Origin of the sequence: Mesorhizobium sp. M7A.F.Ca.CA.001.04.2.1, assembly GCF_003998485.1 — a bacterium.
GTDB classification, from domain to species: Bacteria; Pseudomonadota; Alphaproteobacteria; order Rhizobiales; family Rhizobiaceae; genus Mesorhizobium; species Mesorhizobium ciceri.
This window is the reverse complement of the sequence record NZ_RZQT01000030.1, coordinates 1-21184: the sequence shown is the minus strand read 5'-3', so window position 1 is coordinate 21184 and position 21184 is coordinate 1. Positions and strand designations below refer to the sequence as shown.

The 21184-nt window shown below is 60.9% G+C and carries 21 protein-coding genes; 13 read left to right on the top strand and 8 right to left on the bottom strand.

Translation table 11 applies throughout. From position 1 onward, the window contains the following. The first annotated feature begins 218 nt into the window (after positions 1-218). Together EN955_RS12330 and EN955_RS12325 are read left to right on the top strand one after the other, a co-directional pair. On the top strand, positions 219-1730 hold the full coding sequence (locus tag EN955_RS12330) for a leucyl aminopeptidase (RefSeq protein WP_024504310.1): 1512 nt from the start codon (positions 219-221) through the stop codon (positions 1728-1730). A 28-nt stretch (positions 1731-1758) separates the two neighbouring features. After that, positions 1759-2208 (top strand): DNA polymerase III subunit chi, encoded by a 450-nt coding sequence (locus EN955_RS12325; protein WP_013532504.1) that lies wholly within the window; start codon positions 1759-1761, stop codon positions 2206-2208. Positions 2209-2237: 29 nt separating this feature from the next. Here EN955_RS12325 and EN955_RS12320 read toward each other — a convergent pair whose 3' ends face one another. Continuing rightward, the gene (locus EN955_RS12320) at positions 2238-2723 is read right to left on the bottom strand and encodes a DUF995 domain-containing protein (protein ID WP_013532503.1); all 486 of its coding nucleotides are present in this window, start codon (positions 2721-2723) and stop codon (positions 2238-2240) included. 128 nt (positions 2724-2851) lie between these two features. Further along, positions 2852-3775, bottom strand: coding sequence for a glycoside hydrolase family 26 protein (locus EN955_RS12315; RefSeq protein ID WP_024504308.1), 924 nt, complete (start codon positions 3773-3775; stop codon positions 2852-2854). Positions 3776-4371: 596 nt separating this feature from the next. On the opposite strand from EN955_RS12315, the gene EN955_RS12310 reads away from it, so the two are divergent. Further along, positions 4372-6252, top strand: coding sequence for a cellulose synthase catalytic subunit (locus EN955_RS12310; protein ID WP_024504307.1), 1881 nt, complete (start codon positions 4372-4374; stop codon positions 6250-6252). 292 nt (positions 6253-6544) lie between these two features. Beyond that, positions 6545-6952 carry a hypothetical protein gene (locus EN955_RS12305; protein WP_013532500.1) on the top strand — a complete coding sequence of 136 codons (408 nt, stop codon included), beginning with the start codon at positions 6545-6547 and terminating at the stop codon, positions 6950-6952. A 161-nt stretch (positions 6953-7113) separates the two neighbouring features. Here the strand turns inward: EN955_RS12305 and EN955_RS12300 are convergent, their stop codons facing one another. From EN955_RS12300 to EN955_RS12290, 3 genes are all read right to left on the bottom strand, one after another. Then, positions 7114-8115 (bottom strand): glycosyltransferase family 2 protein, encoded by a 1002-nt coding sequence (locus EN955_RS12300; protein WP_245265361.1) that lies wholly within the window; start codon positions 8113-8115, stop codon positions 7114-7116. Positions 8116-8159: 44 nt separating this feature from the next. Then, positions 8160-9086 carry a lysylphosphatidylglycerol synthase transmembrane domain-containing protein gene (locus EN955_RS12295; RefSeq protein ID WP_024504305.1) on the bottom strand — a complete coding sequence of 309 codons (927 nt, stop codon included), beginning with the start codon at positions 9084-9086 and terminating at the stop codon, positions 8160-8162. Positions 9087-9270: 184 nt separating this feature from the next. Then, positions 9271-10899: a glycosyltransferase family 39 protein gene (locus EN955_RS12290; RefSeq protein ID WP_024504304.1), complete on the bottom strand. Its 1629-nt coding sequence runs from the start codon at positions 10897-10899 to the stop codon at positions 9271-9273. A 212-nt stretch (positions 10900-11111) separates the two neighbouring features. On the opposite strand from EN955_RS12290, the gene EN955_RS12285 reads away from it, so the two are divergent. Continuing rightward, positions 11112-11729: a DUF995 domain-containing protein gene (locus tag EN955_RS12285; RefSeq protein ID WP_245462195.1), complete on the top strand. Its 618-nt coding sequence runs from the start codon at positions 11112-11114 to the stop codon at positions 11727-11729. Between the two features lie 678 nt (positions 11730-12407). Here the strand turns inward: EN955_RS12285 and galE are convergent. Both galE and EN955_RS12270 read right to left on the bottom strand, forming a co-directional pair. Beyond that, entirely contained in the window at positions 12408-13490 is a 1083-nt protein-coding gene (galE, locus tag EN955_RS12275) for a UDP-glucose 4-epimerase GalE (protein WP_024504302.1), read from the bottom strand. After that, positions 13487-14524 (bottom strand): UDP-glucuronic acid decarboxylase family protein, encoded by a 1038-nt coding sequence (locus EN955_RS12270; RefSeq protein WP_024504301.1) that lies wholly within the window; start codon positions 14522-14524, stop codon positions 13487-13489. Before EN955_RS12270 ends, galE begins: the two co-directional genes overlap by 4 nt. 366 nt (positions 14525-14890) lie before the next feature. On the opposite strand from EN955_RS12270, the gene EN955_RS35865 reads away from it, so the two are divergent. The 7 genes from EN955_RS35865 (at position 14891) to EN955_RS12240 (ending at position 19669) form a co-directional block, all read left to right on the top strand. Beyond that, the gene (locus EN955_RS35865) at positions 14891-15019 is read left to right on the top strand and encodes a hypothetical protein (protein WP_255337192.1); all 129 of its coding nucleotides are present in this window, start codon (positions 14891-14893) and stop codon (positions 15017-15019) included. A 215-nt stretch (positions 15020-15234) separates the two neighbouring features. Then, the gene (locus EN955_RS12265; RefSeq protein ID WP_013532492.1) at positions 15235-15840 is read left to right on the top strand and encodes a hypothetical protein; all 606 of its coding nucleotides are present in this window, start codon (positions 15235-15237) and stop codon (positions 15838-15840) included. 62 nt (positions 15841-15902) lie between these two features. Further along, on the top strand, positions 15903-16757 hold the full coding sequence (locus EN955_RS12260) for a 23S rRNA (adenine(2030)-N(6))-methyltransferase RlmJ (RefSeq protein ID WP_024504300.1): 855 nt from the start codon (positions 15903-15905) through the stop codon (positions 16755-16757). A 194-nt stretch (positions 16758-16951) separates the two neighbouring features. After that, the gene (locus EN955_RS12255) at positions 16952-17404 is read left to right on the top strand and encodes a hypothetical protein (RefSeq protein ID WP_013532490.1); all 453 of its coding nucleotides are present in this window, start codon (positions 16952-16954) and stop codon (positions 17402-17404) included. Between the two features lie 134 nt (positions 17405-17538). Then, positions 17539-18120, top strand: a complete 582-nt coding sequence (locus EN955_RS12250; protein WP_024504299.1) for a TetR/AcrR family transcriptional regulator — start codon at positions 17539-17541, stop codon at positions 18118-18120. Beyond that, positions 18117-18953 (top strand): DMT family transporter, encoded by an 837-nt coding sequence (locus EN955_RS12245; RefSeq protein WP_024504298.1) that lies wholly within the window; start codon positions 18117-18119, stop codon positions 18951-18953. Before EN955_RS12250 ends, EN955_RS12245 begins: the two co-directional genes overlap by 4 nt. Before the next feature lie 101 nt (positions 18954-19054). Further along, positions 19055-19669: a LysE family translocator gene (locus tag EN955_RS12240; protein WP_013532487.1), complete on the top strand. Its 615-nt coding sequence runs from the start codon at positions 19055-19057 to the stop codon at positions 19667-19669. Positions 19670-19690: 21 nt separating this feature from the next. Here EN955_RS12240 and EN955_RS12235 read toward each other — a convergent pair whose 3' ends face one another. Further along, complete coding sequence (locus tag EN955_RS12235) at positions 19691-20002, bottom strand: transcriptional regulator (protein ID WP_013532486.1); 312 nt, start codon at positions 20000-20002, stop codon at positions 19691-19693. Between the two features lie 574 nt (positions 20003-20576). Between EN955_RS12235 and EN955_RS12225 the strand changes: the two genes are divergently transcribed. Next, positions 20577-21041, top strand: a complete 465-nt coding sequence (locus EN955_RS12225) for a hypothetical protein (RefSeq protein WP_024504297.1) — start codon at positions 20577-20579, stop codon at positions 21039-21041. Positions 21042-21184: the final 143 nt, after the last annotated feature.

Below are 21184 nucleotides of genomic sequence, written 5' to 3'. Positions count from 1 at the left end.
GTGTCGGCGGGAATGGATAAGAAAGGGCGAACATCGATGGTTAACAACAAGTTGCGGCAAAAAGCGGGGCCGTGCCGCGACGAATCGTCATCGATTCCATAGGTCATATGGGATGCCAAATCGGCAAAGTCTTGCCAAATGCCGGAAAACGACCAAATGTCGCGCATCGTTTCGAACCGCTTCCCCAAAAGTCGCGCATTCCCTGAAAGCAGGACATGATGAATCAAAGACCGTCGATCGCCTTCGCCAAATTTTCCGGGTCCCAGAGCGCGGTGAACAAGAAGGGCACGGTCTTCGTGCTCGCGGCGGATGAGGGCGGCCTGAGCGACGTCGCCAAGCCCAGTGATCCCGGCAAGACACTGGAGCGGGCTTTTCCCGTGGCTGAGTTCACCGGCAAGTTCGCCAGCACGGTGGAAGTTCTGGCCCCGCAGGGAGCGTCGCTCGACAGACTGGTGGCGATAGGCACCGGCAAGGTGTCGGGACTGGACGAATATGCGTGGTTGAAGCTTGGCGGCACCGTTGCCGCGTCGCTGCGCAAGGCGACCGAGGTAGCGGTAGTCCTCGATGTGGTCGGCGCCTCGCCGAGCGCGAAGGACGCGGCAAGCCTTGCCGCGGGCATTCTCCTGCGCAGCTATTCCTTCGACAAGTACAAGACCAGGAAGGACAAGGACGACGGCAAGGCAGAGCCGAAGAAGCCGGTCAAGGTGACCATCCATACCGCCGATCCGGCCGCTGCGAAGAAGGCCTTCGCCGATGCCGAGGCGGTGATCGACGGCGTCCTTCTGGCGCGCGACCTCGTCAACGAACCGGCAAACGTGCTTGGGCCGGTCGAGTTCGCTGCCCGCGCCAAGGAACTCGAGGCACTCGGCGTCAAGGTCGAGATATTGGCTGAGAAGGAAATGAAGAAGCTCGGCATGGGCTCGCTGCTCGGTGTCGCGCAAGGCTCGCCACGCGGCGCCCGCATGGCGATCATGCAGTGGAACGGCGGCAAGCCGAAGGACAGCCCGATCGCCTTCGTCGGCAAGGGCGTCACTTTCGACACCGGCGGCAATTCCATAAAGCCGGCCTCGGGCATGGAGGATATGAAGGGCGACATGGGCGGTGCCGCCGCCGTTACCGGCCTGATGCATGCGCTGGCGGCCCGCAAGGCGAAAGCCAATGTCGTCGGTATCATCGGACTGGTCGAAAATGCGGTCGACGGTCATGCCCAGCGTCCCGGTGATATCGTCACTTCGATGTCGGGTCAGACCATCGAGGTGCTCAATACCGACGCCGAGGGCCGCCTCGTGCTGGCCGATGCGTTGTGGTACTGCAACGACCGCTTCCAGCCGAAATTCATGGTCAATCTGGCGACGCTGACCGGCGCCATCATGGTGGCGCTCGGCCAACATTATGCCGGCCTGTTTTCCAACAATGACGAACTGGCCGAAAAATTGTCGGTGGCGGGGCAGGCGACTCAGGAACGGCTGTGGCGCATGCCGCTCGGCGCCGAATACGACAAGCTGATCGATTCCAAGAACGCCGACATGAAGAACATCGGCGGCCGTTTTGGCGGCGCCACCATCGCGGCGCAGTTTCTGCAGCGCTTCGTCAAGGACACGCCATGGGCTCATCTCGACATAGCCGGCACGGCGATGGGGGCGCCGTCGAACGAGATCAACCAGTCGTGGGGTTCCGGTTTCGGCGTCAGGCTGCTCGACCGGCTGGTGCGCGATAACTATGAGCAGTGAACGGGTTCAATCACTATAGGCTGAAGCGATGGCCGACGTTCTGTTCTACCACCTGACCGAATCGACGCTGGAGGATGCGCTGCCAGGCCTCCTGGAGCGCAGCGTCGACCGTGGCTGGCGCGCCGTGGTGCAGACAGGCACCGAGGAACGCCGCGATGCGCTCGACCAGCATCTTTGGACCTTCCGCGACGATTCGTTCCTGGCGCACGCAACCGATCGTGAAGCTCATCCCGGCGAACAGCCGATTCTGTTGACCACCGGCGACGGCAATCCCAACGACGCCAAGATAAGGTTCCTGGTCGACGGCGCGGTGCCGCCTGACCTTGGCGGCTACGAGCGCGCGGTGTTCCTGTTCGATGGCCACGATGCCGCCCAGCTCGAGGCGGCGCGAGGACACTGGAAGGTGATGAAGAGCGCTGGCCACGACGTCACCTACTGGCAACAGACGCCAGATCGCCGCTGGGAGCGCAAGGCGTAGACCAGCCGCTTGTGGCGGATGACTCGATCCTACAGTCTTGCCTTGATCCGGTTCTGTTTCCGGGTGACGTAGTCGCCGTGTTTCAATCTCTTGAAAACATACCAGTCGCCATCCGGAGCCTTGCGCTGGTAGATTACTTTGCCAGCCTGGCGGTGCTCGAAGCAGGTCATCGAGCCCTTCACGCCCCAGGAACCGTGCCATTGCGCACGCCAGCACAGCTTGCCGCCGCCGGGAATGAACCACATGCCGTCGCCATAGCCCGACTTGCCTTTGTCGTGGGTCCAGGACTCGAACTGTCTCTGCTTGACGGCAAAGAAGCCGGCGCCCTTCTTGCCCCACAACCACGAATGGTTCTGATAGATCTGGTAGACGCCTTCGTCAGGAACCGCTGTGGCCTCTTGAGCCTGCTCGGCGATTTTCATCGCCGTCTTGGCTGTCGCAGGAGCCTGGAAGGCAAGAACAAGAACGGAGCAGGCGAATGCCGCTCCAAGATAATTTCCCACTACCCGCTTCACGAAACTTCTCCACAGACTGATTTACGCCTCAATCCTCATCCCGAACCGCTGGTTCGGGATGGATCACGATCAAACAAGGAGATTGGAAGTCGATCCCGATCGCGTCGGGGTCGATCAGCACGATGCGTCTACGGCAGGACGTGCTGGGTCACCCTCCAGTCGGGCAGACCATAGCCACCCAGCCACGGCCACACTTCCTTCTGGTTGAAGTAGACAACCGAAGTCAGCGCCGGGAACTCCGCGTAGGATTTGCGGGAATCTTCCTGCCATTTCGAGACATAGTCCTGCTTCCCGACATAGCCGAGTTCCGCAACGACGATCGGCTTGTTGAACACTGCAACGCGGTCATAGCCGGGCTTCAGCAGCTCAGCGAAGGTGCGGTCGCGGCCGGTCTCGTCATCATCTTTTTTCTGCAGACCGAACACCGACAGGCCGATGACGTCGACATAGTCGTCGCCGGGGTAGTATTTTTCCAAACCCTCTTCGCCTTTGGGCGACCACATGTACTTGGCTGCGGGGGCAGCCTTGCGGCAGATGTCGACTTCGCGCTTGTAAGCGGAGATCCAGTCCTTGGGAGCCCAGTTGGCCCAGGTGAAGCGGCCGTTCTTGTCTTCCATTTCCTGCGCCCAGCGAATGGTCACCGGGCTCTTCATCTGTCCCACCAGGTCGCAGATCGCCTGCATGTTGGCGTCATATTTGCCGCTCAAAATGCCGTCGCGCAATTCGGGCGGGGTGATGCGCCAGTCCTTGGACCAGGTCCACGGCTCAACCGTGATCAGCAGCGAACGGCCGCGCTGCAGCGCATAGGCGTCAGCGAGTGGTAGCGTCGACAGGTCGACGTCTTCCCAGGGCAGGAACAGCTCTTCGATGCTGGCACTCTTGTCGGCGCTGAAGTCGCCGTAGGGATCGTAGGATCCGAACACCGAGGCGGCGCTGCTCGTCTGGACGGGGTCCGTCGCGGCTACTGAGCCAGCGCCTCCTGCCGTGGGGAACGCGGCGCTTCCGCCCAATGCCAGCGCGATTGCAAGTGCTTTTACTGTGGAGTGTTTCATGTCGATCTCCCATGGCCCCAACCTCTTGCGGAAGTTAAGGCTTCGCCCGTGCGCATCGATGCTTGATCGACACGATTACCCAAAACCGATCGGCTCTATTTGCAGAATCTGCGGGATTTCGGAGCGACCCGTTGGCGGATGTGCGAAACCTGACACAGAGCCACCCAAAAAATTATCTCTCAAGGCCCTATACAGGGGGCGCTCGAGAGAAAGTTCGCCGCGATACTCACAAATTCGCGTCAATATCCCGATATATCATCCCTGGCTAATTTAAGAGCCGGTCGCGACCAAGAGTCAAGTGCAATTAACGGTTGCTTAACCATATGCGCGCGACATGGTTAACGCTGCTCTCAAAGTTCGATCCTTGCCGGACAGCTTTGGCCGGCGAATTCTCCAGCGCTGAAAAATTTGCGGCTCATCGTTCACGTGCTGGTCGGTGGAAACTGTTCCACCGGACTATCCTTAACCAGTTCTGAAGAACCATAGTTAAGAAATAACTAATTTAGTTGACTCTAAGGATGCCTGAGCGGATTCTGCTGCTGGGTTAGGCTCATCGGCCGTCGTTTGGCTGATGCTCGGGTGGCGGCGTTAAGTGTATGAGTGTTTCCGCGGACGTGGGGATCATCGGCAGTAAGACCATGCCGAAACGGGGGCGTGGGGCAGCTCCGGGGAAGGCGGCGGAGAAGCCTCCTTTTCTGGTGCCCGTGCTGTCGGCCGCCCAGAAGCGGATCTGGAAGCTGGGACTTGCCTGCTGGTCGGTAACGTTCGGATTTTTCTGGTTCTGGTGGCTGCAGCCCGGGCACATCGAACACGTCATCCCATACATGCTGGCGACATTGACGCTCGTATGGCTGACATTCATGCCGATGTATTTTCTCTTGAACGTGCATGCGATGAAAAAGCCGTCCAGGCTTCACACGATCCCGAAGCATTCGCGTGTCGCGATGGTGGTGACCAAGGCTCCGTCAGAGCCGTTTTCCGTGGTTGCGCGAACCCTCGAGGCAATGCTGGCGCAGGACTGTCCGCATGATACCTGGCTGGCCGACGAGGACCCGTCCGAGGAAACGATTGCCTGGTGCGATGCCCATAACGTCATGATTTCGACGCGGCGCGGGCGGGAAGATTATCACCGCAAGGTGTGGCCCCGCCGGACGCGCTGCAAAGAGGGAAACCTGGCCTTCTTCTACGACCACTATGGTTATGAACGCTATCACTTCGTCGCTCAGATGGACGCGGACCACGTCCCGACACCAACCTATCTCAGGGAAATCCTGGTCGCCTTTGCCGACCCGGCGGTTGGCTATGTATCGGCGCCGAGCATATGCGACAACAATGCCGCTGAAAGCTGGTCGGCACGCGGCCGGCTGTTCCCGGAAGGGATGTTCCACGGACCTTTGCAGTCCGGCCACACGGGCGACGGAACGCCGCTCTGTATCGGCTCGCACTATGCCGTGAGAACCGCAGCGCTCAAGCAGGTCGGCGGCCTTGGCCCGGAACTGGCCGAAGATCACTCGACGTCCATGCTGTTCATTGCGGCTGGTTGGCGCGGTGTGCATGCCATAGACGCCATTGCCCATGGCGACGGCCCGCAAACCTTTGCCGATCTTGTCACGCAAGAGTTCCAGTGGTCGCGGAGCCTGATGACGATCATGCTCGAATACTCGCCCATATACCTTTCCAAGGTATCGCCACGGCTGAAATTCCAGTTCCTGTTTCGCCAGCTCTGGTATCCGCTTTTCGCCGTATTTTCGCTTCTCATGTACATCATGCCGGTATACGCGCTTCTTACGGGTCAGAATTTCGCCAATGTGACGTATATTGACTTCCTTCTATACTATGCGCCGAACTCGATTTCGCTGATTGTGCTGGTGATGCTGTTGAAGTCCTTCGGGCTGTCGCGCCCACTGACCGCCAAGACGATCAGTTGGGAGGGAATGTTGTTCTCATTCTTCGCTCGTTGGCCATGGGTGCTGGCGGGCACGCTGTCGTCGATCCGCGATTATCTGACCAAGTCGTTCGTCGATTTTCGCGTTACCCCCAAGGGCAGCGGCCCGAAAAACCTGCTGCCTGCCCGCGTTATTGTTCCCTATGTGGTGCTTGCAATGGGAGCTTCGCTGCCGGTCCTTCTTGTAGACCGCGCCTCGGACGCCACCGGCTTCTACTGGTTCGCTGCCTTCAATGCGTTCGTCTACGGATTGCTTGTGGTCGTGATCATCACCAGGCACCTCGTGGAGAACAAAATTTCGTTGCGTTGCAATGCCGCGAAACTCGCCTTGCAGGCCTCGCTCGCTGGCGTTGCGCTCTTCGTCCCGGGCGCCGCGTTCTGTGACCGCGGCCTGGAAGGCATATATGGGCTCCAGCAGGGGGCAGGCGGTATGCGCATCGTCAGCGTGGCCTACCCGGTTTCCGGAGCCGGGCGCGGCGGGAGCGGAACCCGCACATTCCATCTTGACCCCGCCTGGAATCCGCCACGCTGACGCCGACAGGCGTCCGTGCGCAAACAACTCCCCTGAACCGCATTTGCCTTGATAGCCGGCCGGCAAGCTGTAGCAGGGCCAGGCACGATCCCAAAAGGTCAAATTTTAATAATATCCGGTCGAGTGCCGAAAGACCGCGCTCATCATATCGTTTGCATGATATTTAATAAGTCTCCCCTAATATACAGCCCATGATGTGAGTGGCGATGGGTCACTCGCGTGGTGCGGAAAGCAAATAAGAGCAATATATCTCCGCGCTCCAGCGACTTGTATTTCATGGCAGGGGATAGCGATGAACAAAATAATGGAAAGAGGGGCAAGGCTCGGCAAGAAACATGCCTGTGCATTTGCCGCGGTTGCATTGATCTCGATGATGTCCGGTTGCCAAAGCATGGATGCCACCAAGACGAGCTCGATCGGCACCAAGCCCGTGGTTCATTCGCTCGGCCAGAGGGTGCACTACGCCAAGGACAAGCGGCTGCATCTGATCAACCGCAAACCGCTCACCAAGATGACCAACGTGACGCGTACGAGGGAGGAGGCCTATGCGGCCTTCGTGCGGCCGCAGCGGGTCGGCAGGCCGGCGACGGTGAAGGTCTCCTACAGTCTGGGCAATGGCGGCCCGCTCCTGGGTCATTCGCCCTGGATATGTGGTCCGAGCGGTTTCGGCCAGCGCGCCAGCTGCCGTTCGCGTTACTAAGCCATCAGACCTGAAGCGCGGCCGATTTGACCGCTGCCGGGTCTTTGCCGGGGGGGGCGCGAGTGGAGGGCGAGAGGTTTGCGCAGACGTTGCGCTTTGCCTCTTGCCCTCCGACCGCCATGCGTTCGTTAGGCGCGGACCTCCGTGGCATTCCGATCAGGTCACGATGCTCGGCCCGGGGCGTGCCAGCCGTCATTGTCGCCGGCCGGCGGCCGTGGCCGCGCGACATAGGCCGATGCTCCGTTCGCCTCGTGATAGACGCGTGCCAGCATTTCCGCCAGCACGCCCGACGTCACCATCTGCACCCCGGCGATGAGCAGGAAGAAGCCGGTGAACAGCATCGGGCGTGTTCCGATGTCTTCGGCGAAAAACAGCTTCAGGCAAAGCAGGTAGGCAAGGATCAGCGAACCCAGCGCGCCAAGCACGATGCCGATGCCGCCGAAGAAATGTCCCGGCCGTGTGCGATAGCGCATGAAGAAGTACATGAACACCAGATCGAGCACGACCCTGAAGGTGCGCGAAATGCCGTATTTGGACTGGCCGTGGATGCGGGCGTGGTGCGTCACCACCTCCTGCGCGATGCGTCTGGGGGTCGTCACCGTGGCCAGCCATGCCGGGATGAAGCGGTGCATCTCGCCATAGAGCTTGACGCTGCGGATGACGTTGCCGCGATAGACCTTAAGGCTGCAGCCATAATCCTTGAGGCGCACCCCGGTGACGCGCGCGATCAGCGCGTTGGCGATGCGCGAGGGCAGCCTGCGCATGAAAAACCCTTCCTGCCGGTCCTTGCGCCAGCCGACCACCAGGTCGAGATCCTCGCTCAGCAGGCGGTAGACCATACGCGGAATGTCGTAGGGATCATTTTGCAGGTCGCCATCGATCGTGGCGATGACGTCGCCGCGCGCCGCGTCGATGCCGGCCTGCATCGCGGCGGTCTGCTTGTAGTTGCGCACGAGCTCGACCGCATGCACATGCGAGCCGTAATGCGCTGCAAGGCGCCTGATCTCGCTCACCGTCGCGTCGGTGCTGCCGTCATCGACCAGCACGACCTCCCAGGGCTGGTCGTAGCGTTCCATCGCCTGGTGGATCCGTGCCAGCAGCGGCTCGACGTTTTCGGCCTCGTTGTACATGGGGACGACGATGGACAGCGTATGGTTCGGCATTACCGCGCCGTCAGGCAGTCCCGAAGCAGGGATGGGCAATATGTTCATTGGGATGGCTTCCTTGCAGGTCCGACAGCCGGATTTCCCGGCAGCGTCGATTTCGAGGGAAACAGCCAGGCGATCGCACCCGTGGCGATTGCCGAGCAGAAGATGAACAGGTGCAGCGCCAGCGCCGCCTGCAAGCCATTCTTCATCGTGATTCCGGAGGTGAGCAGCGCCGCTGCTGCTCCCGCTTCATAGGTGCCGAAGCCGGCGACGCCTTGCACCGGCAGTATGGCGGCTCCTTCGGCCCCAACGACGCCTGGAAAGGCGGTCGAAAAGGATGTCCCCAGCAGCATTGCCAACAACCATCCCTGCACAGCGAGCTTCAGGGACCAGTTCGCGATCGTCCACCACCAGCCATAGCGCGAGCGCCCGGTTGCTTCGGTGAACACATCTCGGAGCTTGCCGAGCTTCGCCACGATCTTGCCGCGGCCGGCCCAGTCATGCGGCGCACGCGCCCAGCGCGGCAGGTACCAGGCGGCGACGATCAAGACGGCCCCGCCCGCAATCCTAATCGCCAGATGCAGGCCCGGCCACACCACCAGGGCCAGCACGCCGACGACGAAGGCGTCCTGCAGCCTGAACCACAGCAGTGAGGCGCTGGCGCGCATGATCGGTATGCCGAAGACCTGGCGCAGGAGCAGGGGAAAGGCCGTCTCGCCGCCGCGAAAGGGCACGACATTGATCATCGCATTGTGGATCAGAATGACGCGCAGGCAGGCGCCGAAGCGGCCATGCACCTCGTCGCGGAACTCGTCGCAGACGCGCAGCGCACGCAAGACATAGGTGACGAAGAACGCGATCGTCGCCACGGCGAAGGTGCCGGGCGTGATGCGGGCAAAGGCGTCGCCGACCATGCGCCAGCGCGAGTCGCTGGCGAGCCAGGCCAGCAGGGCCAGCGTCACAATGATCGAAATCGCTCGTTTCAACAATTCCTCCGGTCACAACCGTCGAATTCCGCCAGCCATAGAGATATTTGAGCTTGCTGGCCGGCTTGTCTCGCTTAGCTTGCTGCGTTGGGCAGGCGAGGGCGGGTCGGCAAGGTCGCTGACCGTCGCCGGATTTCCAACGTTTGCCTGATCCCCAGCCCATAAGCCCAACGGCCTGACCAGATCAAGGCCGGCTGATTTCATAAATCAGGAGGTTGTCCGAATCCAGCCGCTTGGTCCCGATCTTGTTGAGATAGTCGATCACCCCGTCATGATGCTCGATGAACGGCCGTTTCTGACTGTCTTCGGCATCCTTTGCCACGCCGAACCAATCCGCGCCTTGCGTGCGAAGTTCCTCAAGCTGTGCTATCGCGATGGCATCGTCCTCGACGAACCTGGACCACTCCACGTCGCCGCCACCAGGCGGAAACACCCACCCGCGCGCCCTGCTGTAATAGACTGCGACAGGATCTCCCACCTCCGGAGCGATGGCCACGACAAGATCGCCAGGTTGGGCCCTGCGCGCCAACTCGTCGCCAAGCAACTTTCCATTCATGGCGAAGGGCGCCTTCATGGTCCGGACGAGGGGAAAAGTCGACCAGACAAGCATAGCGGCCGCGATGCAAATCGACCGCAGAATTACCCCAGGAGACGGAACGGTTTTGGCTCCAAGCGTCGCCAGGACGACCGCGCCACGGCCGCAAAACATCGCAAATGGCACATGGAATATATGATAGTTCCATGGATTGGTCGTGATCTCACGTGCCGCAGCGAGATAAACAACAGAGGCCGCTGCAAGCCATATGAAAGGTATGGCCGAAAGAGCGCGTTCTTTCGATTCCGCGACTGGCTGGGGCGGCATCCAGAATCCGACCGCCATCAAAATCATGAACGGATAGCCATAAAACCACCAGACCGACGTGTTCCAAACAGATTTGAAATAGAAATCGTTGTTGAAAAACGTCCAGAATCCAGAATCCCAGATGTATCCGCTGCCCGCGACATGAAAGGGCGGATAGGTTCGCCCGAGATAAATGGCCCAGCTGTAGTAGGCGCCGATGACGAACAGGCTGACCAGTCCGCTTATGAATACTTTGGCCGCATGCTTTCGCCGATTTTGCAAAAGCCAGCAAACCATCAGATAGAATATGACGCCTCCAGCAGCCAAACCCGGTGGTTTTGCAAGCACACCGAGGGAAAAGCTGGCTGTGGCGAAGGGGAGCAGCCACGCGCTGCCTCCCGTCCAGTATTTCGTGAAAAGCCAGACGCCCAAGGTTACCAGAGCCAGCATCGAGGGGTCGGGAAGGAACGAGCTGTCGATCATGATCGCCGCCGGCATCAGCGCATAGGCAAGTGCCGCGGCGTGGGCGTGCGTCTCGCCCCAGCATAGCGCCGTTAGTCTGTGCAGTGAAAACACCGTCACCAAGCCGAAAAGGGCCGCAATCATGCGGCCGAACCAGTCGTGCCAGCCAAAGAGTTGGTAGAGTATGGCGGTCAGATAGCTGACGATCTGGAACTCGCGGCCCTGATAGCTTGGCCCGGGCCCGGTCCAGCTGACCTCGGGGAAGAAGATGTTCCAGCTGCGCTGCTGGAAATTGTCGGCCATCATCGCGGTACTTGTTTCGCGCCAGCTGAAGGCATCGACCAGCGGCAAGGTTATGTTGTGGAACCTGAACAGGATCGCAATGAACAGTATCCCCAGCAAGATCGCCATGTTGGGGCTCACGGTGTTGCGAGCAGTCGTTTCCCGGACGGTCGACTGCTGCCGGTATTGCTGACCTTCGGCCTGGTTCAATTCCGGGTCGCCCGCCATTTGAAACCGCGTCCTCCCTCACGTCTGCGGATGTTGCTTTTGAGTGCGATTGTCAGAGTTGGGCAGAGCATATGACACATTTCTTAATTTTGACGACAGCGGGATGCGCACATCTGGAACGGTTGTTGTCCGTCCGCTCGCAAAGGTTGACATCACCGTTCTCGCGACTGTTAAATAGTTCATACGGCTGTCAGAGCGATGATAGTGCTACCTTGGGCAAAACGGGCATGCGAACGCCAATTGTACTGACAGCTCTGACCGGATTGCCACCGCATGGTGTCGACGGTCGACGCAAACATTGTGGGTTCGCAACTTGTATGCAACTCATGTTTCTCCTGGCCCTCTGCGGCCAGACGGCGCTTTCGGGAACGGCGCATGCGGCTGCCGCCAAAGACGGCAGACCAGCGGGAATGGTCATCGCACCGGCTCCAACTGCCTACGAGCTGCAGCTTCTTTATGCCGACCGCACATGGATATGGAAAAACGGCGCGGCCTTTTTCGCGCAGGGCAATCGACGTCTCCAGGCCTGGACGTCCGGGCAGGACACCGCGTCTGTCGCGGAGGGCAGATGGCTGGTGACCAAGGACGGCAAGATGTGCATGGAGCTCGCCTGGCGATCGAAGGGCTACACCGGCGAGCAGCACCGCACCTGCTACAGCCACCGCATTCAGGGCCGGAATATCGAGCAACGCAAGGATCCGGACGGGGAATGGTACGGTTTCAAGCGATCTCCCGAGGATCCTTCCGACGAATACAAGAAATTCGAAGCAGGCGACACCAAGGGCGCGCAGTTCGAAGTGACCCGCAAGCTGGTCGATGCCAAAAAGTAGGCCGCTTCCGGCCGCGCTGAGATGGCTTGGCTGTTCTCCCCGTGCGCCTGTTGTGGAACCCGCGAATCGCTTATGGTTGAGTGGCTCGGCAGGCGCGATCGGCGCGCCGATCGCATTTAGTCGCATTCAACTGCATCGCCCGGACGACAAGACGATGGCCTGCCATACGGTTTTGATGAAATTTAATAATTAGTGATATCTAATATAACGTGTGATGTGCGAGTGGTCACTCATGCGGCGTGGAAGCGGCCCAAGTATAGTATGTCGCAATGCGCCCCTGGCTTATACTTGATAGCAAGGGACAGAGGATGAGAAATTCCGCGAGCGTATTTCGCTCAAGCAAGAATGTCGTGTCTATTGCCGCGGCTGTGGCGCTGAGCTCTATGGTTGCAGGTTGTCAAGGTATGGACGCAACTGAAACCGGTTCGGTCCTTATCAGGCCCATCGTCCACCCGGTCCGCAGTCAGCCCGCGGTCCAGCCCGTGCAGGCCAGATTTCTCGTGCGCTCGCTCCGGGCCGACCTTCCGATCCAGATGACAAGCACAATAGGGACCGAAAGTGCCTACGCCTTTGCACCGCCGCAACGGATCAAAGCCAGCACGCCGGCGCCGGTGAACATCTCGTTCAATCCGGGCGATGGCAGCACGTTCTCGGGCGGCTCGCCTTATATCTGCAGCCCTAGCGGATTTGGCCAGCGCGCGAGCTGTCACCCCCGCTATCTCTGACCCGTCGGGCGACGACCGGCGCTGCCGCCCTCACTGGCGGCAGTTTCATGGGCCTGGTCTTCAGTCCGAAAAAGGGAGCGGCCGTCCTGACAATCGTATCGATGTCTGAAAGCTCCGGCACAAAGCCAAGATGTTCGCGTGCGCTTCCCGGATCGGCGTAGAGCTCCGCCGGATCTCCGGGGCGTCGGCTCCTGAACACTGCCGGAACCGGCCTCGACGTCATTCGGCCGACCGCCTTGACAATCTCCTTGATGGAGACGCCCCGCCCTGTGCCGAGATTGACCGCAAGGCTTCGCCCGCCACCCTCGAGATGCATGAGCGCTTTCAGGTGGGCGCGGGCCAGATCGGTGACGTGGATATAATCCCTTACGCAAGTGCCGTCCGACGTGTCGTAGTCGGTGCCGAAAACCTCGATCGCGTCGATGATGCCCGATGCGGCCATGAGCACTCTGGGAACCAGATGGGTTTCCGGCGAATGCCACTCACCGAGCTCGCCATCGGGATCGGCGCCACAAGCGTTGAAATAGCGCAGGATCGCAAATTTCATTCCGTATGCGGACGCATAGTCGCCGATGATCTGTTCGCCGATCAGCTTGGTGCGCCGCCCATAGGGGCTGATCGGATTTTGCGAGGAGGTCTCGCGAACCGGCAACGCCTCCGGCACGCCGTAGGTCGCACAGCTGCTGGAGAAGATGATGTTTTCGATCGAACTCGCGCGTGCGGCATCGAGCACCGCGATGGTGCCTGTCACATTGGTCGAATAATATTCGGCCGGCTCGCGAACGGACTCTCCGACATAGGCCAGCGCAGCAAAATGGATCACGGCCGTCGGCCGGTGCGTTTCCATCGCCCGCCGCAGTGCATCCCGATCCCGGATATCGCCGACGACAAGCGGCCCCCAGGCGACGGATCTCTCATTGCCGCGGCTCAGATTGTCGAAAACCACCGGCATGTAGCCGGCGGCGGCCAACTGCTTGCAGGTGTGGCTGCCGATGAAGCCGGCTCCACCCGTCACCAGGACCGCCGGCCGGCTCATGAAGCAGCAGCTCCTCTGGCGGTGTGACTTCCGTAGAGCAGGGTATCAAAATACTCGACGGTACGCGCGAGCCCCTGGCTCAAGCTGATTTTCGGCTCCCAGCCGAGATTGGCCCTGGCAAAGGAGATGTCCGGCTTGCGTTGCCTGGGATCGTCGACGGGCAGCGGCCGATGCACGATCTTCGATCGGGCGTTGGTGTAATCGACGACCAGCGTCGCCAGTTCCATGATGGTGAATTCGGCAGGGTTGCCGAGATTGACCGGGTGGGCGGGCGCGTTCGGCGCATTCATCAGCCGGATAAAGCCCTCGATCAGGTCGTCGGCATAGCAGAAGGAGCGCGTCTGCTGGCCGCTGCCATAGACGGTCAGGTCCTCGCCGCGCAGCGCCTGGACGATGAAGTTCGAAACCACACGTCCATCGTCGGGCTGCATGCGGCGACCGTAGGTGTTGAAAATGCGGGCGACACGAATATCGAGACCATAGGTTCTCGAATAATCGAAGAACAGGGTTTCGGCCGAGCGCTTGCCTTCATCGTAGCAGGAGCGCGGCCCGTGCGTGTTGACGTTGCCGAAGTAGCTCTCGGGCTGTGGATGCACGAAGGGATCGCCATAGACTTCGGACGTCGAGGCCTGGAATATCTTGGCCTTGTTCTGTCGCGCGAGTTCCAGAAGGTTCAGCGAGCCAAGCACGCTTGTCTTGAAGGTGTGGATCGGATCTGCCTGGTAGTGCGGCGGAGAGGCTGGGCAGGCGAGATTGTAGATCTCGTCGCACTGAAGGTCCGAAGGCAGTGCATCGACGATGTCGTGCTCGATGCAGCTGAAGCTCGGATTGCGCTGAAGGGCATTGAGATTGTATCTTTTGCCGGTGTGGAAATTGTCCAGCGCGACAACGTCGTATCCGTCCCGCAAAAGACGTTCGCACAGATGCGAACCTAAAAATCCCGCTCCTCCGGCGACAAGGGCGCGTCGTCGGCTTTGGCTGGCGTCCTTTTGGCTGCCGGATTCCAGTTTCAGAACCTTGACAAGCTTAGTCATGCTTTCCTCATACGCACCGAACACGCTACCGCCGGGCCGGGACAAAGCATCGCCCGGCCACGTTCCTGAGAACGTGGCAAACCTCCGCATCTGCGGAACCGCCATCACTGATGTGCGTCAATTGTTCTTGGCTTTCGCGAAGCTGGTGCGACTACACAACCTCCGTGCTGCCGCTCAGCATTCTCCGCGCCCCGAAATCGCGATCACACGCCCGGTGTCACCATCGATTGCTCGCCCAAATTGCACATCCCAACGCATCGAAAATATACCTGTGGAAATTATAGTCAACTAAATTAGCAATTCCTTAACCAAATGCGCTCGCGAATGGTTAATCATGAAAGCGGCTACGGCCTCTCGGACCGAAGCATGGCGCACAAGGCAAATCCTGTTTATGAATCAGCATATTGGCTCGATCGACGTCAATATGTTGCCGGACGCGGCAAGCTGTCCCTTGAGGTAGAATCAAAACCTGACAGCAAGAACGGCCAAGAATGAGCCGACAGCAATATTCAGCGCGGCGCGCGAAATACACGGCTTAATTTTTGAGCGCATAGGTAGAACGTTATCGGCATTGTTGCGCAGCCACGCCGCCAAGCTGGTTGCGCTCGCACCCCGCACGGTCCACCTCCAGGGTGGCTGCCGCAACTGGCCATCGCCTTTTGGCCGTCGGGGCGCTATTGGCAAGGTTACGATACGCCATGGTGATGTGAATGCGCTTTCTGTTTGTCCTGATCCTGCTTGTCGGCGCCGGCGTCGGTGTCATCTATCCCTGGGCGATGAGCAATTTCTCCGGGCACGAGATCGGCACCTGGCGGGTCTATGAGCAAGGCCGTTTCAAGCCGCTGACGGTGCCGCTCTCCGGCCGCGATGCGCCGGTGCGGGTGCTGGTCGACCTGACCGCAAGAGCCGAGCGCATCGTCTCGCAGCAGCGCACCGTGCTGACGCTGACCGCCGCCAGCAATGGCCGCACGGTGCTCGCCTCGACGCTGCAGTTCAACCATTCCGACAATCCTCGCCAGGCCAGCCCGCAACTGCCCGACAAGATCTTTCGCGACGAGGCCGGCGTCATCGCGACCGTCAGCCCGGGTCCCTACGTCTTCACCGTCGGACCGGGTGATGCCGACGACATACCGATGCGGGCTGTCGATCTCATCCTGCGCTCCGGCGCAGGCGAGATCGACAGCCGTGCACGGCCGGTCGGCTTCGCGCTGATGGCGATCGGCCTGATCGGATTTTTGCTGACCTTGCGCACTCGAGGCGGTCGGCCGGAAAATCCGAACTCTCAGCCGCCACCGCCGCGCTGGGGCAGGGGCTGATGCATGTCGCCCAAAAGTGTGCAGCGGTTTTGGGACAACGACATGCATAACGGCACAAAACGATGAACTACCGCCACGCCTACCATGCCGGGAATTTCGCCGACGTCGTCAAGCATGTCGTGCTGACGCGCTTGCTCGAGTATCTGAAGCAGAAGGACAAGGCGTTTCGGGTCGTCGACACCCATGCCGGCATTGGCCGCTACGATCTGTCGTCGGCCGAAGCGCAGAAGACGGGTGAGTGGCAAGGCGGCATCGGCAGGCTGATCGATGCCCCGTTTGCCGCGCCGGTGGCAGCACTGCTCGCGCCTTATCTGGAGACAATACGGTCGCTCAACCCTGAGGGTGGCATCCAGAAATACCCGGGCTCGCCGTTGATTGCGCGCCATCTCATGCGCAAGCAGGACAGGCTGACCGCGATCGAGCTGCACCCCAAGGATGCCGCGAGGCTGAGGACGTTCTTTGCCGGCGATTTCCAGGCCCGGATCATCGAACTCGATGGCTGGCTCGCGCTCGGCGCCCATCTGCCGCCGAAGGAGAAGCGCGGCCTTGTTCTCATCGATCCGCCATTCGAGGAAGCGGGTGAGTTCGATCGCCTCGTCGACGGGCTCATAAGGGCGCACAAGCGCTGGCCAGGCGGCATCTACGCGCTCTGGTATCCGATCAAGGACCGCAAGGCGATCATCGCTTTCCGCAAGGCGCTGAAGCAATCGGGCATCCCGAAGCTGCTCGACATCGAATTCGAGATCAGGCCGGCCTCTTTGGAACCCAGCCTCGACGGCAGCGGTCTGCTGGTGGTCAATCCGCCGTTCACGCTGGAGGGCGAGCTGCGGACGCTGCTGCCGGCCCTGCACAGGCTGCTTGCGGTGGGGCGGCCGGCACACTGGTCGTTGGAATGGCTGGCCGGCGAGCAGGCTTGAGGCGGGCTCATTGACGACCCGGGACCCGCGCTCTTTTGGATCCGGGCATGAACGTGCCAGAGCCATTCCGGTGCCGTGTAAATTCGGCTTTGGTCAAAAAGCAGTTTCAAACTGGGAAACCATTGTCAACGCAACCGCTTGACCGCCGCCGAGCGAATCCGCACAGTGCGCACAATCGACCTTGAGAGGCTGCCATGACTCGCTTCGCCAAATCCGCTCTTGCCGCCCTGATTTCGCTCTGCACCCCGCTTGCCGCGCCTCTCGGTATCACCCAGACCGTGCAGGCCGCCGATCTTACGGTCTATTCCGATGAAGACAGCGGGGTCTGCGGTCAGCCTTGGGTACTGAACAAGATCACCAGCCGCTTTTCCTATCAGGTGCATCACGTGCCACATCTGCCGGATGTGCAGATCACCGATTTCCGGCGCATTCACCAGCATCGCTATCTGGCGGCCGACGATACCTGGCCGATCGGTCGCCGTTATTGCGGGGCCACCGTCAGCCTGTCCGACGGCCGCGATCGCACCATCTGGTACCTGATCGAGGAAGGCCAGGGCTTTGCCTCGATCGGCGACAATGTCGAATTCTGCGTCTCGGGCTTCGACCGCTGGATGGTCTACAACGGCCGCTGCCGCATTCTGCGCTAAACCCGGTTTCCCCTTCCAATCTCTTTCGCGCCTGTGGCTTGATCGGCTGCAGGCGTTTTTCGTGCTGCGTTGACAGCTGGCGCGATCCGTCGCATAGATATGAGACAGACCTGTCTCATCACTCGGTATGCGCCGTGACACCATCGCCCGTTTCCGATAAGCGCCAGCACGTCGTTGAAACGGCCTACGTGCTGTTCAAGCGCGCCGGTTTCCATGCGACGGGTATCGACCGGATCATCGCCGAAGCCGATGTGGCCAAGATGACGATGTATCGCCACTTCCCCAGCAAGGACGAATTGATCGTCGAGGTGCTCGACTATCGCGCTATGCGTTTCGACCGCCAGCTCGACCGGCTCGCCCAGGAGGGCATTCCGCCGGAACAGAAAATCGGAAGGATCTTTGACTGGCATGCACGCTGGTTCCGCAGCGCCGATTTCCATGGCTGTCTGTTCGCTCATGCATTGGCCGAGTTCGGCGATCCCGGGCATCCGGTTTTCAAGGCCGTTGTCAGGCAGAAGAACGGCCTCAAGCGGCGCATGCGGTCTATCCTCGAAGAGATGATGCCGCGCGGCCGCGCCGAAAGCGTGGCGGCGACACTGCTTATGCTGATCGAAGGTGCGACCTTGCTGGCGCAGATGGGGCCGGCCGACGCCGCCATTCGCGACGCCCGCAAGGCGGCCATGGGCATCGTCGCTGCTTCGCGTAAGTCCCAATGAGCCCGCTGGTCATCGGGCTCGCATTGTTTGCGGCGATCCTGCACGCAACCTGGAACGCGTTCCTGCGCACGGGGGCCGACAGGTTGTGGACCGTCACCGTCATGAGCTTTTCCAGTACGGCGCTCGCCATCCCCTTAGCCTTCTTCCACGCCCTTCCGGCCGCGCCGGCCTGGTCCTACATTGTGCTCTCGGCCTGCCTGCAGGTTGGCTACAGTTTGTTTCTGGTGGCCGCCTACAGATATGGCGAGCTGGGACAGGTCTATCCGATCGTTCGCGGCAGCGTGCCGCTGCTCGTCACGCTCGGCGGGTTCTTCCTGGCCAACCAGCAGCTCACTCTGCCGCAGACCATCGGTGTCGCGCTGGTCGCGGGCGGCATCATGGGCCTTTCTCTCGGAAGGGGCAGGGCCGCCACGACATCGATACTCTATGCGCTGGCAACGGGAGCGATCATCGCCGCTTATGCGACGGTCGATGCGCTCGGCGTTCGGGCGGCGGGAAACGCCGGCGCCTATACCGCATGGGTGCTGCTGATCTACGGCGCGTTGCTGCCGGCGGCCTTCGTCGCCTGCCGTGGCCGGCTCACAGTCGACCTGGGTGCGCCGGAAACCTGGAAGGCGCTGGGCGGCGGCCTGTTTGCACTTCTGGCCTACGGTGTCGTGGTCGCGGCCTTCGCGCTCGGACCGGCCGGTCCGATCACCGCGATCCGCGAAACCAGCGTCGTCTTCGCGGCCTTCATCGGACGTCTGTTCCTCGGCGAGGTGCTGACGCCGCGGCGGGTCGGCGCCTGCGCCATCGTCGCGCTCGGCGCCATCTGCCTCGGCTATCAGCCGTGACGGAAATGCGCATCGCGCAGTTTCTCGATTTTCCTGATGGCGCCGACAGGTAAACCGGCTAGTCTGGACTCCCGAGAGCGGCATTACCCTCGGGAGTTTTCATGGATCTCGCGACCTCGCTTGCCTTTGCGGCCGCCTTCTTCGTGTTCGCTGCCAGCCCGGGTCCGGACAACATGACGATCGTCGCGCGCACAATCTCCAATGGCGCCGCGTCGGGCATCGCCTACGGTGCCGGCACCGTGGTCGGCATCCTCATCTTCCTGATCCTCGCCGCCTTCGGCCTGTCGATCGTCGCCGCCAAGATGGCGATCGTCATGACGGTGCTTCGCTATGGTGGAGCGGCCTATCTGGTCTGGACGGGCATCAGGCTGTGGATGGCGGCGCCCGTCATTCCCGAACTGCAGCCCATCTCAGGACGGCGAGGGCTGTTGATGATTTTTGCCACCGGCATCGCGCTCAATCTTGGCAATCCGAAAATGCCGTTGTTCTACATTGCGCTGTTGCCTAGCGTCGTCGGCGCATCGCTCGACGCAGGTCATCTCGGTGTGCTGATGATGGTGATCGTGGCCGTCGAGGTCGTGGTGATCGGCGGTCATGTCGTCCTCGCCGGTCGCGCCCGCAGCCTGTTGCGCACACCAAGGATCGTACGCCGGGTGAACCGCGCGGCGGGCGGTGTGATGATCGGCGCCGGCGTTGCCGTTGTTGCCGCGCGCTGAGCGGATTGCCCAGTCATCACGCTATTTCCTGCGCGCCGCCGCCTCGGCCTGATCGAGGATCTTGCGCAGGAATGCGGCATGGCCGCGGAACGCGCGCCGTCCGCTCGTCGTCGCCCTGACGCGCGTCTGCGGCCGGCGGCCGACGAACAGCTTTTCGATGTCGACATAACCAGCCCTGGCCAGCGTATCGAGATGCGCACCGAGATTGCCGTCGGTGACGTCCACGATGGCTTTCAGCCCGGTGAAATCCAGCGTTTGCCGCCTTTCCAGCATGCTCAGCGCCGCCATGATCCTGAGCCGAGTGCTCTGGTGGATGATTTCGTCGGCACTCATCGATTGGCTCCGGCGCAGCCAAGCCGGAGGCCGCCGACAACCATGCTGCCGCCGTGGCGGACCGTCTTGGCAATCTCGAACGGCGACAGCGCCGCTTGCTCCTGTGCGATCGACATTGAAATGCTCCAGCATGCTGTACAGAATACTCTGCCATGTAGAGTTATCTGTCAATTCACGAGCAGGCCGATCTGCGTTCGTGCTTGACAAGACGATGCACCGATCGGCTGTCGCATTGCAGTATAGATCGTCCGCCTGCACGAGATGATCGCACCGATGAGGCAGCGGTCATGATATCGGCGGCCGACGATCGACACGCAAAGCTGCTCGCTGATCTTCGGAGCTTCACGAGAGGAGCGCTTCCGCGGACTGTGGAGAATGTCGGCGACACATTCTAGCCAATGGTCGAAGATCAGAAGTGAATTTCTGCGACGATCAGCACGATCATGTGCCGATCGTAACCGAAATTTAAGCTGCGAAAATCAGTCTATTGCTTCGCTGGCTAGCAAGCCGCGAGTCAGATATGCATGAGCGCGCCGGGTCATTACGGCCGTCGGCACAAAGGAAGGGGCATCGCATGGCTAAGCAGTCATCCAAAGCGCCGGCGTCCAAGGCACCGGCAAAGAAAGCACCCGCAAAAGCAGCGACGGCAAAGGTCGCAGCTGCAGTGAAGAAAGCAGCACCCGCTGCCAAGCCGAAGGCCGCGGCGGCCAAGGCAAAAGCAGCACCGGCCAAGAAGCCGGCAGCGAAAGCTGCGGCGAAACCGGCAGTGAAGAAGGCGGCACCCGCCAAGGCAGCGGCAAAGCCGGCTGCCAAGGCGGCACCGGCCAAGAAGCCTGCAGCGAAAGCCGCGGCGAAACCCGCAGCGAAGAAGGCAGCACCTGCCAAGAAACCGGCTGCCAAGGCTGCACCAGCCAAGAAGCCGGCTGCCAAGGCTGCTCCGGCAAAGAAGGCTGCGGCAGCGAAATCTTCAGCGCCGGTGAAGAAAGCGGCACCTGCGGCCAAGCCGAAGGCAGCGCCGGCGAAGGCCGGCAAGAAGTAGTCGCGCTTCCCTCGCCGGGGGCGGTGCCGAAACAGTCAAGGGCGGGTGCCTCACAGGGCGCCCCGCTCGTTGTTTGGGCAGTCGGAAGGCGAGAACAGAGGCGGACGGAGGATATCTTTTCGCAGCTCCCAGGACTTCGCCAT

Excerpts from the sequence above, each read along its gene's own strand:
- EN955_RS12330 (WP_024504310.1), top strand. The coding sequence starts at position 219 with ATGAATCAAAGACCGTCGATCGCCTTCGCCAAATTTTCCGGGTCCCAG.
- EN955_RS12325 (WP_013532504.1), top strand. The coding sequence starts at position 1,759 with ATGGCCGACGTTCTGTTCTACCACCTGACCGAATCGACGCTGGAGGAT.
- EN955_RS12315 (WP_024504308.1), bottom strand. The coding sequence starts at position 3,775 with ATGAAACACTCCACAGTAAAAGCACTTGCAATCGCGCTGGCATTGGGC.
- EN955_RS12310 (WP_024504307.1), top strand. The coding sequence starts at position 4,372 with ATGAGTGTTTCCGCGGACGTGGGGATCATCGGCAGTAAGACCATGCCG.
- EN955_RS12305 (WP_013532500.1), top strand. The coding sequence starts at position 6,545 with ATGAACAAAATAATGGAAAGAGGGGCAAGGCTCGGCAAGAAACATGCC.
- EN955_RS12300 (WP_245265361.1), bottom strand. The coding sequence starts at position 8,115 with ATGCCGAACCATACGCTGTCCATCGTCGTCCCCATGTACAACGAGGCC.
- EN955_RS12290 (WP_024504304.1), bottom strand. The coding sequence starts at position 10,899 with ATGGCGGGCGACCCGGAATTGAACCAGGCCGAAGGTCAGCAATACCGG.
- galE (WP_024504302.1), bottom strand. The coding sequence starts at position 13,490 with ATGAGCCGGCCGGCGGTCCTGGTGACGGGTGGAGCCGGCTTCATCGGC.
- EN955_RS12270 (WP_024504301.1), bottom strand. The coding sequence starts at position 14,524 with ATGACTAAGCTTGTCAAGGTTCTGAAACTGGAATCCGGCAGCCAAAAG.
- EN955_RS35865 (WP_255337192.1), top strand. The coding sequence starts at position 14,891 with ATGGCGCACAAGGCAAATCCTGTTTATGAATCAGCATATTGGCTCGAT.
- EN955_RS12265 (WP_013532492.1), top strand. The coding sequence starts at position 15,235 with ATGCGCTTTCTGTTTGTCCTGATCCTGCTTGTCGGCGCCGGCGTCGGT.
- EN955_RS12260 (WP_024504300.1), top strand. The coding sequence starts at position 15,903 with ATGAACTACCGCCACGCCTACCATGCCGGGAATTTCGCCGACGTCGTC.
- EN955_RS12255 (WP_013532490.1), top strand. The coding sequence starts at position 16,952 with ATGACTCGCTTCGCCAAATCCGCTCTTGCCGCCCTGATTTCGCTCTGC.
- EN955_RS12245 (WP_024504298.1), top strand. The coding sequence starts at position 18,117 with ATGAGCCCGCTGGTCATCGGGCTCGCATTGTTTGCGGCGATCCTGCAC.
- EN955_RS12240 (WP_013532487.1), top strand. The coding sequence starts at position 19,055 with ATGGATCTCGCGACCTCGCTTGCCTTTGCGGCCGCCTTCTTCGTGTTC.
- EN955_RS12235 (WP_013532486.1), bottom strand. The coding sequence starts at position 20,002 with ATGAGTGCCGACGAAATCATCCACCAGAGCACTCGGCTCAGGATCATG.
- EN955_RS12225 (WP_024504297.1), top strand. The coding sequence starts at position 20,577 with ATGGCTAAGCAGTCATCCAAAGCGCCGGCGTCCAAGGCACCGGCAAAG.